This is a genomic window from Tepidimonas fonticaldi (genome assembly GCF_001675355.1).
Lineage (GTDB): Bacteria > Pseudomonadota > Gammaproteobacteria > Burkholderiales > Burkholderiaceae_C > Tepidimonas > Tepidimonas fonticaldi.
The window spans coordinates 482,240-496,837 of sequence record NZ_LZDH01000056.1 but is presented as its reverse complement, the minus strand read 5'-3'; the positions used below and the strand labels follow the sequence as shown (position 1 = coordinate 496,837).

Annotated in this window: 15 protein-coding genes and 5 tRNA genes; 6 read left to right on the top strand and 14 right to left on the bottom strand. The window is 70.1% G+C overall.

Annotated features, from left to right (window positions below):
• Positions 1-59: 59 nt before the first annotated feature.
• The 11 genes from A9O67_RS08185 to folC all read right to left on the bottom strand — a co-directional run bounded on the left by A9O67_RS08185 (position 60) and on the right by folC (position 7,329).
• Positions 60-136: transfer RNA gene (locus A9O67_RS08185), tRNA-Asp, on the bottom strand.
• A gap of 2 nt (positions 137-138) precedes the next feature.
• Positions 139-214 (bottom strand) — tRNA-Glu (locus A9O67_RS08180).
• A 17-nt stretch (positions 215-231) separates the two neighbouring features.
• Positions 232-308, bottom strand: a tRNA-Asp gene (locus A9O67_RS08175).
• Between the two features lie 4 nt (positions 309-312).
• Positions 313-388 (bottom strand) — tRNA-Glu (locus A9O67_RS08170).
• Positions 389-396: 8 nt separating this feature from the next.
• Positions 397-472: transfer RNA gene (locus tag A9O67_RS08165), tRNA-Ala, on the bottom strand.
• A 127-nt stretch (positions 473-599) separates the two neighbouring features.
• Positions 600-2,003, bottom strand: coding sequence for a glutamate--tRNA ligase (gltX, locus tag A9O67_RS08160; protein WP_068609143.1), 1,404 nt, complete (start codon positions 2,001-2,003; stop codon positions 600-602).
• A 33-nt stretch (positions 2,004-2,036) separates the two neighbouring features.
• Positions 2,037-3,251, bottom strand: coding sequence for an O-succinylhomoserine sulfhydrylase (locus A9O67_RS08155; RefSeq protein WP_068609142.1), 1,215 nt, complete (start codon positions 3,249-3,251; stop codon positions 2,037-2,039).
• Complete coding sequence (gene purF, locus A9O67_RS08150) at positions 3,235-4,755, bottom strand: amidophosphoribosyltransferase (RefSeq protein WP_068609140.1); 1,521 nt, start codon at positions 4,753-4,755, stop codon at positions 3,235-3,237. Before purF ends, A9O67_RS08155 begins: the two co-directional genes overlap by 17 nt.
• Positions 4,756-4,770: 15 nt before the next feature.
• On the bottom strand, positions 4,771-5,259 hold the full coding sequence (locus tag A9O67_RS08145) for a CvpA family protein (RefSeq protein ID WP_068609137.1): 489 nt from the start codon (positions 5,257-5,259) through the stop codon (positions 4,771-4,773).
• A gap of 3 nt (positions 5,260-5,262) precedes the next feature.
• Entirely contained in the window at positions 5,263-5,976 is a 714-nt protein-coding gene (locus A9O67_RS08140; RefSeq protein WP_068609135.1) for an SPOR domain-containing protein, read from the bottom strand.
• A gap of 3 nt (positions 5,977-5,979) precedes the next feature.
• A complete protein-coding gene (folC, locus tag A9O67_RS08135; RefSeq protein WP_082955505.1) occupies positions 5,980-7,329 on the bottom strand; it encodes a bifunctional tetrahydrofolate synthase/dihydrofolate synthase in 1,350 nt (449 codons plus the stop codon).
• Positions 7,330-7,458: 129 nt separating this feature from the next.
• Here folC and A9O67_RS08130 point away from each other — a divergent pair, with 129 nt between their 5' ends.
• The 3 genes from A9O67_RS08130 to argG all read left to right on the top strand — a co-directional run bounded on the left by A9O67_RS08130 (position 7,459) and on the right by argG (position 9,569).
• Positions 7,459-7,803 (top strand): ArsC family reductase, encoded by a 345-nt coding sequence (locus A9O67_RS08130; RefSeq protein WP_143968190.1) that lies wholly within the window; start codon positions 7,459-7,461, stop codon positions 7,801-7,803.
• An 82-nt stretch (positions 7,804-7,885) separates the two neighbouring features.
• The gene (gene ppnP, locus A9O67_RS08125; protein ID WP_068609132.1) at positions 7,886-8,212 is read left to right on the top strand and encodes a pyrimidine/purine nucleoside phosphorylase; all 327 of its coding nucleotides are present in this window, start codon (positions 7,886-7,888) and stop codon (positions 8,210-8,212) included.
• A 31-nt stretch (positions 8,213-8,243) separates the two neighbouring features.
• The gene (gene argG, locus A9O67_RS08120) at positions 8,244-9,569 is read left to right on the top strand and encodes an argininosuccinate synthase (RefSeq protein ID WP_068609130.1); all 1,326 of its coding nucleotides are present in this window, start codon (positions 8,244-8,246) and stop codon (positions 9,567-9,569) included.
• A gap of 33 nt (positions 9,570-9,602) precedes the next feature.
• On the opposite strand, the gene A9O67_RS08115 is transcribed toward argG, so the two are convergent.
• The gene (locus A9O67_RS08115) at positions 9,603-10,652 is read right to left on the bottom strand and encodes an alpha/beta hydrolase (protein WP_082955452.1); all 1,050 of its coding nucleotides are present in this window, start codon (positions 10,650-10,652) and stop codon (positions 9,603-9,605) included.
• Between the two features lie 177 nt (positions 10,653-10,829).
• Here A9O67_RS08115 and A9O67_RS08110 point away from each other — a divergent pair, with 177 nt between their 5' ends.
• On the top strand, positions 10,830-11,282 hold the full coding sequence (locus A9O67_RS08110) for a hypothetical protein (RefSeq protein ID WP_068609128.1): 453 nt from the start codon (positions 10,830-10,832) through the stop codon (positions 11,280-11,282).
• Positions 11,283-11,345: 63 nt separating this feature from the next.
• Here A9O67_RS08110 and murB read toward each other — a convergent pair whose 3' ends face one another.
• Positions 11,346-12,398 carry a UDP-N-acetylmuramate dehydrogenase gene (gene murB / locus A9O67_RS08105; RefSeq protein WP_068609126.1) on the bottom strand — a complete coding sequence of 351 codons (1,053 nt, stop codon included), beginning with the start codon at positions 12,396-12,398 and terminating at the stop codon, positions 11,346-11,348.
• Between the two features lie 44 nt (positions 12,399-12,442).
• On the opposite strand from murB, the gene A9O67_RS08100 reads away from it, so the two are divergent.
• Together A9O67_RS08100 and A9O67_RS08095 are read left to right on the top strand one after the other, a co-directional pair.
• Positions 12,443-12,928, top strand: a complete 486-nt coding sequence (locus A9O67_RS08100; protein WP_068609123.1) for a YajQ family cyclic di-GMP-binding protein — start codon at positions 12,443-12,445, stop codon at positions 12,926-12,928.
• A 57-nt stretch (positions 12,929-12,985) separates the two neighbouring features.
• Positions 12,986-13,927, top strand: a complete 942-nt coding sequence (locus tag A9O67_RS08095; RefSeq protein WP_068609121.1) for an HD-GYP domain-containing protein — start codon at positions 12,986-12,988, stop codon at positions 13,925-13,927.
• Positions 13,928-13,936: 9 nt separating this feature from the next.
• Here the strand turns inward: A9O67_RS08095 and plsY are convergent, their stop codons facing one another.
• Positions 13,937-14,578, bottom strand: a complete 642-nt coding sequence (plsY, locus tag A9O67_RS08090) for a glycerol-3-phosphate 1-O-acyltransferase PlsY (protein WP_068609874.1) — start codon at positions 14,576-14,578, stop codon at positions 13,937-13,939.
• Positions 14,579-14,598 lie beyond the last annotated feature (20 nt).

Sequence of the window (14,598 nt, the reverse complement as noted above, 5' to 3'; positions counted from 1 at the left end):
CGCGCATCCGCGCGCCCAAAGCAAAACGCCACCCGGTTGGCGGGTGGCGTGGGGATGGTTGGCGGAGCGGACGGGGCTCGAACCCGCGACCCCCGGCGTGACAGGCCGGTATTCTAACCAACTGAACTACCGCTCCAATGGCGACCCTACGGGGATTCGAACCCCGGTACTCACCGTGAAAGGGTGATGTCCTAGGCCTCTAGACGATAGGGTCGTCGATGAACAAACGGTTGGCGGAGCGGACGGGGCTCGAACCCGCGACCCCCGGCGTGACAGGCCGGTATTCTAACCAACTGAACTACCGCTCCAATGTGGCGACCCTACGGGGATTCGAACCCCGGTACTCACCGTGAAAGGGTGATGTCCTAGGCCTCTAGACGATAGGGTCTGTGTTCGTGGTGGAGGTAAGCGGGATCGAACCGCTGACCTCTTGCATGCCATGCAAGCGCTCTCCCAGCTGAGCTATACCCCCACGGGCCTGCTGCTGTCGATGATTTCGTTGTTGTTTTCGAAATCCGTCGTGCATCAGCAAGACCTGCATTATAGACACATTTTCGAGGCGTTTTGAAGACGAAGACGATTTTTTTGCGCCCACCGCTTCACGCCGCGGCCAGCCGCGCCAGCACGTCCTCGCGCCGGTGCAGCGCCAAGACCGCATCCACCGACGGCGTCTGCGGCGTGCCCATCACCAGCACGCGCACCGGCATGGCCAGCTGCGGCATCTTCAGGCCGTGGGCGGCCAGCGTCGCCTTCAGCGCCGCGGCGATGTCGGCCGCCGTCCACGGCACGTCGCCCAGGCGCTGGCGCAGCTCGGCCAGCGCCGGGCGCACCGCGTCGGTGACGTGCTGCGCCAGGTCCTCGGCGCGCGGCGCAGGCGCCTGGTAGTACGGCTGCGCCCAGTCCGCCAGCGCCGCCGTGGTGTCGCAGCGGTCCTTGAACAGGCCGCAGATCGCGGGCAGCCGCGCATCGGCCTGCAGGCCGCGGCGCGCCAGCTGCTCGGCCACCAGCGGCGCCAGCCGATCGTCCGGCGTCATCTTCATGTGCTGCGCGTTGACCCAGCGCAGCTTGGCCTCGTCGAACTGCGCAGCGCTGCGGCCCAGGTGGTCGAGGTCGAACCACTGCAGGAACTGCTCGCGCGTGAAGATCTCGTCGTCGCCGTGGCTCCAGCCCAGCCGCGCCAGGTAGTTGATCATCGCATCGGGCAGGAAGCCCGCGTCGCGGTACCACGTCACCGGCTTGGCGCCGTGGCGCTTGCTCATCTTCTCGCCCTGCTCGTTGAGCACGGTGGGCAGGTGGGCGTACACCGGCGGCTCGTGGCCGAGCGCGCGGATGATGTTGATCTGGCGCGGGGTGTTGTTGACGTGGTCGTCGCCGCGGATGACGTGCGTGATGCGCATGTCGATGTCGTCCACCACGACGCAGAAGTTGTAGGTCGGCACGCCGATCTGGCCGACCGGCGCCTGGCGCGCGATGACGAGGTCGTCCAGCTCGTCGTTGCGGATCTCGATGCGGCCCTTGACCTTGTCGTCCCACGCCACGCTGCCCGAAAGCGGATTCTTGAAGCGGATCACCGGCAGCACGCCGCTGGGGGGTGTCGGCAGCACCTTGCCCGGCTCCGGGCGCCAGGTGCCGTCGTAGCGCGGCTTGAGCCTGGCGGCCATCTGGCGCTCGCGCAGGGCGTCGAGCTCCTGCGGCGTCATGTAGCAGTGGTAGGCCAGCCCCGCCTGCAACATCTGCGCGATGACCTCGCGGTAGCGGTCCATGCGCTGCATCTGGTAGTACGGTCCCTCGTCGGGGGTGAGGCCGAGCCAGTCCATCGCCTCCAGGATCACGCGCACCGCCTCGTCGGTGGAGCGCTCCTGGTCGGTGTCCTCGATGCGCAGGATGAAGTCGCCGCCGTGCGCGCGCGCAAACGCCCACGGGTAGAGGGCCGAGCGGATGTTGCCCAGGTGGATGAAGCCCGTCGGCGACGGGGCGAAGCGGGTGCGGACTCTTTGCGTCATGATGGATCGGGATCGGTGGGTGGCGCCGGCGCTTCAGACGAGCGCGTCCAGGCCGCGCGCCAGATCGGCGGTCAGGTCGTCCAGGTGCTCCAGCCCGACCGAGACGCGGATCAGCGCCTGCGAGATGCCGGCGGCCTGGCGCTGCGCCTCGGTCAGGCGCCCGTGCGAGGTGCTGGCCGGGTGCGAGCACAGCGTCTTGGTGTCGCCGAGGTTGGTGGACAGCGACGCCAGCCGCAGCGCATCCAGCACCGCAAACGCCCGCGCGCGCCCCTCCTCGGGGCTCGTGGCCTTGACCTCGAAGGCGACGATGGCGCCGCCGCAGCCGCCCTGCTGGCGCATCGCCAGCGCGTGCTGCGGGTGGCCGGGCAGCCCGGGGTAATGCACGCGCGCCACCGCCGGGTGGGCCTGCAGCCACTGCGCCAGCGCCAGCGCCGTGGCGCTCTGCGCGCGCAGGCGCAGGTGCAGCGTCTCCAGGCCTTTGAGCACCACCCAGGCGTTGAACGGCGCCAGCGTCATGCCGGCGCTGCGCAGCACCGGCAGGAACTTCTCCTCCACCAGCGCGCGGGGGGCGCACAGCGCGCCGGCCATCACCCGCCCCTGCCCGTCGAGGAACTTGGTGCCGGAGTGGATGACGACGTCGGCGCCGAATTCGGCCGGGCGCTGCAGCGCCGGCGTGGCAAAGCAGTTGTCCACCGCCAGCCAGGCGCCGGCGGCGTGGGCGATGTCGGCCAGCGCCGCGATGTCGCAGACCTCGGTCAGCGGGTTGGTGGGGGTTTCGGCCAGCAGCAGCCGCGTGCGCGGCGTCACCGCCGCGCGCCAGGCGTCCAGGTCCGTCTGCGGCACGAAGGTGGCCTGCACGCCGAACTTGGCCAAGTCGCTGCCGATCAGCTTGATCGTCGCGCCGAACATTGAGCGCGAGCAGACCACGTGGTCGCCGGCCTGCAGCAAGCCCAGCGCCAGCATCAGGATCGCCGCCATGCCGGACGACGTGGCAATCGCCGCTTCCGTCCCCTCCAGCGCCGCGAGCCGCTGCTCGAAGCTGGCGGTGGTGGGGTTGCCGTAGCGGCCGTAGGTGTAGCCGTCCTCGTCGCCGGCGAAGCGCGCCGCGGCGGCCTCGGCGCTGGGCTGCACGTAGCCGCTGGTCAGGTACAGCGCCTCGGCGTTCTCGCCGTACGGCGAGCGCGGCACGGCCACGCGCACCGCGGCAGTCTCGGGGTGCAGCGCCACGGGGTCAAACCTCCTGCGCATTGGGCAGCGTCAAGCGCGAGCCGCCGCCGTCCTCGTCGGCGGGGTCGGCCTTGGCGGCGGCCTGGCGCGGGGCATTCATCGCCGTGACCGTCTCCAGGGTCACATCGCCCGTCACATACACCCCGTCGAAGCACGACGCCTCGAAGCCGCACAGCGAGGGGTTGAGCGCCGCCACGGCGCGCTTCATTGCCTCCACGTCCTGGTAGATGAGCGCGTCGCAGCCGATGATCTGGCGCACCTCCTCCACCGTGCGGCCGTGCGCCACCAGCTCCTCCTGCGTCGGCATGTCGATGCCATACACATTGGGGTAGCGCACCGGCGGCGCGGCGCTGGCCAGGTACACCTTGCGCGCGCCGGCCTCGCGCGCCATCTGCACGATCTCGCGGCTGGTGGTGCCGCGCACGATGGAGTCGTCCACCAGCAGCACGTTGCGCCCGGCGAACTCGCTGGCAATCACATTGAGCTTCTGGCGCACCGACTTCTTGCGCACCGCCTGCCCCGGCATGATGAAGGTACGGCCGACGTAGCGGTTCTTCACGAAGCCCTCGCGGTACGGGCGGCCGATCAGCCGCGCGACCTCCATTGCCGCAGGGCGGCTGGATTCGGGAATCGGAATGACGACATCGATGTCCGTCGGCGGCACGGTGGAGATGACACGGGTGGCCAGCGTCTCGCCCATGTTGAGCCGCGCCTGGTAGACCGAGATGCCGTCGATCACCGAATCGGGCCGCGCGAGATACACGAACTCGAAAATGCAGGGGTGGTGACGCGGCGCCTCGGCGCACTGGCGCGCGTGGATCTGGCCGTCCAGCGTGACGAAGATCGCCTCGCCCGGCGCGACGTCGCGCTCGAAGCGGTGGCCGGTACCCTCCAGCGCCACCGACTCGCTGGCGGCCATCACCGTGCCGTCCGGGCCGCGGCCGATGCACAGCGGCCGGATACCGAACGGGTCGCGGAACACCAGCATGCCGTGGCCGGCGATCAGCGCCACGACGGCATACGACCCCCGCAGTCGCCGGTGCACCGCCGAGACGGCGGCAAACACATCGTCGATCTGCAGCGGCACGCCCCGGGTGGCGCGCTCCAGCTCGTGCGCCAACACGTTGAGCAGCACCTCGGAGTCACTCTCGGTGTTGATGTGCCGGTGATCCAGGCGGGCCAGCTCCTCCTTGAGCGCATGGGCGTTGGTGAGGTTGCCGTTGTGCGCCAGCACCAGGCCAAACGGCGCGTTGACGTAGAAGGGTTGTGCCTCCTCCTCGCTGGCGGCATTGCCGGCGGTGGGATAGCGCACCTGACCCAGCCCGCAGTTGCCCGGCAAGGCCCGCATATTGCGCGTGCGGAACACGTCGCGCACCATGCCCTTGGCCTTGTGCATGAAGAACTTATGCCCCAGCTGCGTCACGATGCCCGCCGCATCCTGACCCCGGTGCTGCAGCAGCAGCAAGGCGTCATAGATGAGCTGATTGACCGGCTGGGCGCTGACCACGCCAACGATGCCACACATGTCGTTGTCCTCGAACTACGGAAAATACACGGCCACCGGAGCCGGCACCAGCACTTTCACCGCCTGCAGCCCCTGCCCCAGCCAGCGCGGCCCCCACGCCTCGCGCCAGGCGGGGCTGTCCACCCAGGGGGTCAGTTGCACCAACAGCGTGGCCGCCATCAGCAGCAGCACGCCGCGCAACACCCCGAACACCCCACCCAGCACACGGTCGATGGGCCGCAAGCCGACCGCCTGCGTCCCCTGCCGCACGAGCCAGGCCACCAGCCCCCCGGCAAACGCCGTGGCGACGAACAGCACGGCAAACCCGGCGGCATACCGCAGGGGATCGCTCCATTCGGCCGACGACGGCAACCACGCCGCCGCCTCCAGCGCCCAGCGCTGGGCGACGACGAAGGCCGCCACCCAGGCCAGCACGGACAGCACCTCGTACAGCAGCCCGCGCCACCAGCCGAGCACGACCGACGCCGCAAGCACCGCCAGCAGGATGACATCCACCGCGGCCATGGCTCAAAGCGTCAGCACCGCGGCCGGCAAGCCCAGGCCCTTGACCTTCTCCGCCACCTTTTCCGCCTCGGCCCGCGTGTCGAACGGCCCGACGCGTACCCGGATGCGCTTGCCTTCGGGAGTGTCCGCCACATGGGTGTAGGTCTTGAGCCCCGCGCGCTCGAGGCGGCGGCGCACCTCCTGCGCGCGCGCGGCCTCGGCAAAGGCCCCCACCTGCACAACCACGCGGACCTTGGCCTCGGCATCGGCGCGCGCGGCGGGGGGCGTGGGCGTCGCGGCGGCGGTCGGGGGTGGGACTGGTGTTGCGGCGGGGACGGCAGCCGCGGCAGGCGCCGGCGGTGCGGCATCCCGGTCGGCAGCAGCTGCCGGCCGCGGGGACGCTGCCGGCGCCGCGGGTGTCGCAGCCGCGGGGGGCGCGAACTCCGCCGCAGGCGCCTCGGCGGGCCGCGGCAGGGCGACCGCATGGCCGGACGGCGGCTCCAGCGGCGCGGCGGACTGCCGCGTGGGGATGTCGATCGCGATATCGACGGGAATGGGCCTGGGCTGCGACTCCAGCAGCAACGGCAGGGTGATCACGGCCGCGGCGACCAGCACGGCCGCCCCGATCAGCCGCTGGCGGGCGCGCCGGCGCAGCGTCTCGATCGACGGCGGCGGCTGCTGTCGCCCGCCCCCCGGCGAGGCGGACGATGGGCCGGAGCCGGAGCGGAGTTGGAACATGCGTCAGCCCTGCAGGTGCTTGGCGCCCAGGCGCGGCAACCCCTGTTGCAGCACGCCGCCCACCGTGTAGAAGGATCCGAAAATCACGATTCTACCAGCGGGGTCCGCCCCCTCGACCGCAGCCCGCAAAGCGGCGGCGGGGTCCGGATGCTGGGCCGCCGTGGCGTCGCGCCGGCGCGTGGCGGCCTGCCACAGTCCGTGCAGATCGGCGGCGCGGGCGGCCCGCGCCGTCGGCAAATCGCAAAAATGCCAGACATCGATCAACGGATCGAGCCGCTCGAGCATCGGTCGCACGTCCTTGTCGGCCATGGCGCCAAACACCGCCTGCGTCTGCGGGTAAAAGCCCATGGCGTCCAGGTTCTCGGCCAGGGCCGCGGCCGCGTGCGGGTTGTGCGCCACATCCAGCACGAGCACCGGCTGGCCCGGCACGATCTGGAAGCGCCCGACCCACTCCACCTGCGCCAGCCCCTGCCGCACCGCCTGCGCCGCCACCGGCAGGCGGGGGTGCAGAGCCTCCAGCACCGCCAGCACGCCGGCGGCATTGACCAACTGGTTGACCCCGCGCAGCGCCGGGTAGGCCAGACCGCTGTAGCGGCGCGACCGGCCCTGCCAGTTCCACTGCTGCCGGTCGCCCGTGTGGCGAAAGTCGCGCCCCGCCAGCCAAACATCCGCCCCCACCTCGATGGCGCGATCGATCACGCTGCGCGGCGGCACGGGGTCGGACACCACGACCGGGCGGCCGGTGCGCACGATGCCTGCCTTCTCGTAGCCGATCGCCTCGCGGTCGGGCCCCAGGTACTCCATGTGGTCCAGATCGACGCTGGTGATGACGGCGCAGTCCGCGTCCCACAGGTTGACGGCATCGAGCCGGCCGCCCATGCCCACCTCCAGGATCAGCACGTCGGGGCGGCGCGCCAGCAGCGCATGCACCAGCGCCAGGGTGGTGAACTCGAAGTAGCTGAGCGCGATGGCCTCGCCAGCGGTGCGGGCCGCCTCCACCGCCGCGAAGGACGGCACCAGATCGCCCGCCGCCATTGGTACGCCATCCAGTCGGGCGCGCTCTTCGAAATCGACCAGATGCGGCGAGGTGTAGAGCCCCGTTCGGTAGCCCGCTTGGCGGTAGATGGCCTCGAGCATCGCGCAGGTGGACCCCTTGCCGTTGGTGCCCGCCACGGTGATCACCGGACAGCGCGGCTGCACGGCATCGCCCAGCCGGCGCGCGACGGCCTGCACCCGCTCCAGCCCCAGGGTGATGCGCTGCCCATGCAGCCGCTCCAAATGGGCCAGCCAGCGGGCGAGCGGCGCAGTCGCATCGGGGGGCGGCAGCGCGGAATCAACGGGGGGCGTGGTCATCGGGTCGGCCATGTGCAGGGGAAAACCCGCATTGTGCCAAGCCCGCCCATTCCAGGCCGGCCATACGGCCGAACAGACGCCCCACCCAACGCCCCACCGCGCGCGGGCCCTTGCGCTACGATGCGGACCATGATCCATGTCTACGGCATCCCCAATTGCGAAACCGTGAAGAAAGCCCGCGCCTGGCTCGCGGCGCAGGGCGTCGACCACACGTTCCACGACTTCAAAAAGCAGGGAGTGCCCACGGAGCGGCTCGATGCCTGGCTGGCGGCCCTGGGGTGGGAGGCGCTGCTCAACCGCCGCGGCACCACCTGGCGCCAGCTCGACGACGCCACCCGGGCCGGCGTGACCGATGCGGCCAGCGCCCGGGCGCTGATGCTGGCCAAGCCCAGCGTGATCCGCCGGCCGGTCGTGGAGTGGGGCAACGCCGTCACGGCGGGCTTCGACCCCGACGACTGGCAAGGCCGCTGCTGACCCGCCTGCGCACGCGGCCGGCACCGCGCCACGCCCCCAGTCCGCCAGAGCGCGGGAATGCAGCGCCTACAATCGGCGCACCATGAACGCCATCACCGACACCCTCAGCGGCGCGGCCGTCTCTACGCGCGCCAATGTCTATTTCGACGGCAAGTGCGTCAGCCACAGCCTGACGCTCGCCGACGGCACCCGCAAGTCGGTCGGGGTCATTCTGCCGTCCACCCTCACCTTCAACACCGGCGCGCCGGAAATCATGGAAGGCGTGGGCGGACACTGCGCGGTGCTGCTGCCCGGCGACAGCGCGTGGCGGCGCTTCGGCCCCGGCGAGCGCTTTGCCGTGCCGGGCCAGTCCAGCTTCCAGATCCGCGTCGACGGCGAGCCCTACCACTACATTTGCCATTTCGGCTGACGCCCTCCCCCTACCCCAACGTTGCACGGCCATGTCCACCATCTTGCAAAGCCTGCCCGTCGGCCAGAAGGTCGGCATCGCATTTTCCGGCGGCCTCGACACCAGCGCGGCCCTGCTGTGGATGCGCCAAAAGGGCGCCATCCCCTACGCCTACACCGCCAACCTGGGCCAGCCGGACGAGCCGGACTACGACGCGATCCCGAAACGCGCCCTGGCCTTTGGGGCCGAGAAGGCGCGCCTGGTGGACTGCCGCCCACAGCTCGCCTCCGAAGGGCTGGCGGCGCTGCAGTGCGGGGCCTTCCACATCAGCACCGCGGGCGTGACCTACTTCAACACCACGCCGATCGGCCGTGCGGTCACCGGCACCATGCTGGTCGCGGCCATGAAGGAGGACGACGTCCACATCTGGGGCGACGGCTCCACGTACAAGGGCAACGACATCGAGCGCTTCTACCGCTACGGCCTCGTCACCAACCCCGCGCTGCAAATCTACAAGCCGTGGCTGGACCAGACTTTCATCGATGAGCTGGGTGGCCGCAAGGAGATGTCGGAGTTCCTGATCCGCAACGGCTTCGACTACAAGATGTCGGTGGAGAAGGCCTACAGCACCGACAGCAACATGCTGGGCGCCACGCACGAGGCCAAGGACCTGGAGCACCTGAACTCCGGCATCCGCATCGTCAACCCCATCATGGGCGTGGCGTTCTGGAAGCCCGAAGTCGACGTCCAGCCCGAAGAGGTCACGGTGCGCTTCGAGGAAGGCCGCCCGGTGGCCCTCAACGGCCGCGAATATCCGGATCTGGTCGAGTTGTTCCTGGAAGCCAACCGCATCGGCGGGCGCCACGGCCTGGGCATGAGCGACCAGATCGAGAACCGCATCATCGAGGCCAAGAGCCGCGGCATCTACGAGGCCCCCGGCATGGCGCTGCTGTTCGTCGCCTACGAGCGGCTGGTCACCGGCATCCACAACGAGGACACGATCGAGCAGTACCGCGACAACGGCCGCAAGCTCGGCCGCCTGCTCTACCAGGGGCGCTGGTTCGACCCGCAGGCCATCATGCTGCGCGAGGCCGCGCAGCGCTGGGTGGCGCGCGCCATCACCGGCGAAGTGACCCTGGAGCTGCGCCGCGGCAACGATTACTCCATCCTCAACACCGAAAGCCCCAATCTCACCTATCACCCCGAGCGGTTGACGATGGAAAAGGGCGCGTCGGCGTTCACGCCGCGCGACCGCATCGGCCAGCTGACCATGCGCAATTTGGACATTACCGACACGCGCGACAAGCTGTCCATCTACACGCAGGCCGGCCTGTTGGCGATCGGCAAGGACGGCGATCTGCTCAAGCTGGGCGGCTGATACACGCCACCCTTCGCGCCACCTTGCGCGCGGTCACGTCCCCTCGCGCGCCCAGCGCACGATGCGCGCCGCCAGGCGCTCCGTCGTGCCGGGCGAGCGCAGGTCACCGGCGATCACATGCTGGTCGCGGTCGGTGCTGTCCTCCACCCGCTCCAGCCGCTTGACGGGGCTGCCCAGGCGCGCGAACAGCGCCTCGGTCAGGCCCGGATCCACCGTGCGGTCGCGCGGGCTGTACAGCACCAACACGGGCGTCTGCACGGTGGACGCATCCGCCTCGCGCACGCGCTGCACCAGCGCCATCATCGGCAACAGCGCCTGCACCGGGTAGACGCGGGTCCACCCCGCCTCGATGCGCGGGTCATCGCTGGGCGCGCCGACCGTACCGCCCGTGATGGCCTGCGCCAGCTGCGCCCCCCAGGGGCCGTTGAGCAGCTCGGTGCGCTTGTCCGCCGGCCCGAAGTTGGGCGATATCCACACCTGCCGCGCCACCGGCACACCAGCCGCATCCGGCCGCAAGGCCAGCCAGGCGCCCAGCGTCCCGCCGGTGGAGGTGCCAATCACCAACACCCGCTCGCCAATCGCGTGACCGATGCGCACCGCCTCGACCGCGTCGGCCAGCCAGTCCTGCGGGGTAACGGCCGCCAGGGCCGCCGGAGGCAGCCCGTGACCAGCCAACCGCGTGTGGAACAGGTTGGCCCCGAGGGCCTGAGCCACCCGCTCGGCCAGGGGCGCCGTCTCCACCCGGCTGGCGGTAAACCCATGCAGGTACACGACGGCCCAAGGGGTGCGCGTGCCGGGGGCGCCATGCCAAACGATGCCTTTGGCCGTGCCGGGGCGCAGACCCGGGTAGGCCGCCTCCTGCGCGGCCAGCCAGCCGTCCAGCTCGGCCAACGCGGCCGGCGGACGCGCCCGGGGCGCGGGCTCGTCGGGGCCATAGGCGTACCGGGGGCCGGCAAACCACAGCACCGCCAACACCCCCACCACGGCCAGCAGGCCCGTCGCCCAGCGGCGCAGGCGTCCCGTCGGGGCCGTCGGGCGCGCAGCCCCCGGCGCACCGGGCTGGGATGACGATGGTACGGACATGGCAACTCCCGAAATGACGAATCGATGACGCTGACGCGGGGCCGTGCCCCTGGCCCGTGACTGTAACCGGCCGTAACAACCGTCTCTCATTGCAAGAACCCCTTGGCAGCGCGCGGCTTGTTTCGAAGAATGCGGTCACCCGGCTCGACGCCGGGCCATTCTCACAGGAGATTCGCCATGTGGCTGCACGCCCCCTTCGACCCGCCACTGATCGACCAGATCAATCGCATGCAGGCGGGGGTGATCCCGTCGCCCATCCACCCGCTGACCTGCCCGAACGCGAAAGATGGCCAACACGCCTTTGCCGGCGGTTACCTGGGCGTGCTGGTGGCGCAGCGTCAAGGCCTGGTTTGCCCCTCGTGCGGACACACGCAGGACTGGCTGAGCCGCACCACCGTGGCCTGCGCCGAGCGCGAGAGCAGCGCTGCCATGGGCAACCCATCGCAGCGCATGGAAAAAGCGCGTCAGCGCGCGCTGGACGATTTCGCCCGGCTGGTGCGCGAAGGGCATCCCCAGGCGCAGGCCATGGTCGATTCGTTACAGGCAGCGGTGGACCGCCGCGCCAGCCGCGCCGAGGCCGCTGCCGTGCCCGACCACTCGACCGCGCTGCCCGAGCCGCTGGCGGCCTGAGTCGTCCGCCGATCGGACCAGCCCACGCAGCCCTGCCCACCGGCACCCCTTGGGCCGAGGGTTTCAGATCACCACTGGCTCCGGCTCCAGCCGGATGCCAAAGCGCTCATAAACGCTGGTCTGAATCAGCCGCGCCAACGTCATCACTTCCCCGCCCGTGCAGGGGTGTTCGGCGTCGCCGCGGTTGACCAGCACCAGCGCCTGCTTGTCGTATACGCCCGCGTGGCCGACGGTTTTACCCTTCCAGCCGCAGGCGTCGATCAGCCAACCCGCGGCCAGCTTGACCGTGCCGTCGGGCATGGGGTAGTGCACCACCTTGGGATCGCGGCCGATGATGTCGGCGCACTGCTCCGGGGTAACCGTGGGGTTCTTGAAAAAGCTGCCAGCGTTACCAATCAGGGCGGGGTCGGGCAGCTTGGCGCGGCGGATCTCGCACACCCAGTCGAACACCTGGCGCGGCGTCGGGTGGGCGATGCCGGTTTCGGCCACCTTGCGCTCCAGGTCGTGATACCCCAACTGCGGGCGCCACTGCCGCGGCAGCCAAAAGCGCACGCGGGTGATCAGCGCGCGGCCCTTGAGCCCCATGCCGCGCTCGCCCGCGCGCTCGTGCTTGAACACCGAATCGCGGTAGCCGAAGGCACAGTGTTCGTGCCGCAGGGTCAGGGGCTCGCCCGTCTCCAGATCGATCGCGTCCAGCGAATGAAAACGGTCCTGCAGTTCGACGCCATAGGCGCCGATGTTTTGCACCGGGGCCGCCCCGACCGTGCCGGGGATGAGGGCGAGGTTCTCCAGACCGGGCCAGCCCTGCTGCAGCGTCCAATCCACGAATGCGTGCCAACGCTCGCCGGCGCCCGCCTCCACCAACCAGCCGCGCTCGTCCTCGCGCAGCAGACGCCGCCCAGGGATTTCCACCTTCAGCACCAGTTGGCGCACATCGCCGGTCAGCACGATGTTGCTGCCACCGCCCAGAATGAAGGTGTCCTGCCAGCGCCAGTCCGGGTGGCGCACGAGGGCAGCCACATCGTCCTCGCGGCGGATGCGCGCCAAACGGTGCGCGCGCGCCGCGATGCCGAACGTGTTGAGGGGCTGCAAGGGCACATGGTTCTCGACTACCATGCGCGGATTGTCGCAAACCCCTTCATGCTCCCGAGGAATCCCGCATGCCATCGTTCGATACCGTGCTCGAACCCAACCTGGTCGAAGTGAAAAACGCCGTCGAGCAGACGCAGCGCGAGATCGGCACCCGCTTCGACTTCAAGGGCTCGTCCGCCGCGGTGGAGCTCAAAGACCACGACATCATCGCGCACGCCGACAGCGAGTTCCAGCTCCAGCAGGTGGAGGACATCCTGCGCAACAAGCTCACCAAACGCCAAGTCGATGTGCGCTTTCTGGACCCGGGCAAGGTCGAGAAGATCGGCGGCGACAAGGTCAAGCAGGTGTTTCGCGTGCGCAGCGGCATCGGCAGCGAGGACGCCAAAAAGATCCAGCAGCTGATCAAAGGCAGCAAGCTCAAGGTGCAGGCCGCCATCCAGGGCGATGCGGTGCGCGTCAGCGGGGCCAAGCGCGACGATCTGCAAACGGCGATTGCGCTGATCCGCAAGGAGATGGCGCAGTTGCCCCTGAGTTTCGAGAACTTCCGCGACTGAGCGGACGCCGCCCGAAGGACACCCCTGCCCCCACCCGCCGGCCCACCGGACCCCACCATGGCCTTTACCGCCCAACCCGACCCCGCCTACGGCGCGATGCAGGACTGGATGGCCCGCTGGACGGAGCTGGAGGCCCAGCTGGCGGCGCTGCTGTCCGCCCCGCGGCAGTACGCCGACTTTCTGCCCCGTCTGGAGCGGCTGCGGGCCGACGCCGAGGCCTTGCTGGCCACGGACGAGGACGCCACGCTGTACTGGCTGTTCCAGCTCGCGGCGTCCACCTCGGTGGGCTACAGCACCTCGCACGCGATGGCGTGCTGGGCCATGTGCCGGCTGGTCGGCCCGGCGGTGGGCGTGTCGGCCCCGGACGCCGCAGCGCTGGAGCGGGCGGCGCTGACCATGAACATCGGCATGACGCGGCTGCAGGACACCCTGGCCGCGCAGGCGCACCCGCCCACCGAGGAGCAGCGCGCCCTGATCGACACCCACGCGGCGCGCGGCGCCCAGTGCCTGCGCGAATGCGGCGTGCGCGATGCGCGCTGGCTGGACATCGTCGAGCAGCACCACGAGGCGGACAGCCACGACACGGCGGTGCGGCTGCTGCAGCGCATGGACCGCTACACCGCCCTGATCAGCCCGCGCGAGACACGCCCGGGGCGCAACCTGACCGACTCCGCCCGCACCCTGTTGGTGCGGCCCGGCGGGCGACTGGACGACATCGGACGCGCGCTGCTGCAGACGCTGGGCATCTGCCCACCGGGCACCTTCGTGCGGCTGGCCGACGGACAGGTGGCGGTGGTGCTGCGCCGCTCGGGCCGCCCTGGCGAGCCGTGGGTAAGCGCGGTGCTCGACGCCGACGGCCACCCGGTGCTGGAGCCGGCGCTGATCGACACCGGCGACGAGGCCACCGCGATCGAAGCCGCGCTACAGACCGCCACGGTGCGGGTGCGGCTCAACCACCCGCGGCTGCTCCAGCTTTCGCGCCTGGCGTTGCAGCGCTGACCTGCGGCCTCAGCGGGCGGCACCGCCTTTTTTGCTGCCGATCTTGCTCTCCTGCCCGGCCAGCAGGCGCTGGATATTGCCCGCATGGCGCCACAACAGCAGCAGGCTCATGGCCGCGACTGCCAGCCCCACCGGGCCGCGCACATCCCACGCGGCGCCGTCGCCAAACCAGTAATAGAACGGCGCAAACACCGCAGCCACGATGGCTGCCAGCGAGGAATAGCGGAAAAACACGGCGATCAGAATCCAGCTCGCGAGCACGGCAACACCCAGCCACGGCTCGAACGCCAGCAGCACACCGGCGGCCGTGGCCACCCCTTTGCCCCCCTGAAAGCGGAAAAACACCGGAAACAGGTGCCCCAAAAAAGCCGCCAGCCCGACGGCCGCCAGCGTACCGTCGCCCAGCCCCCAGCCCGCGCCCCAGTGGCCGACCACCCACACCGGCAGCCAGCCCTTGACCGCATCGAGCAGCAGTGTCAGCGCCGCCGCCACCTTGTTGCCCGAGCGCAGCACGTTCGTGGCGCCGGGGTTCTTGCTGCCGTAGGTGCGCGGGTCACTCAACCCCATCACGCGGCTGACCAACACCGCAAACGACAGCGACCCCACGGCATAGGCCAGCGCCACGGCCCCCATGGGCATCCACCACTGCATCATCCACCTGGCTCCTAGAA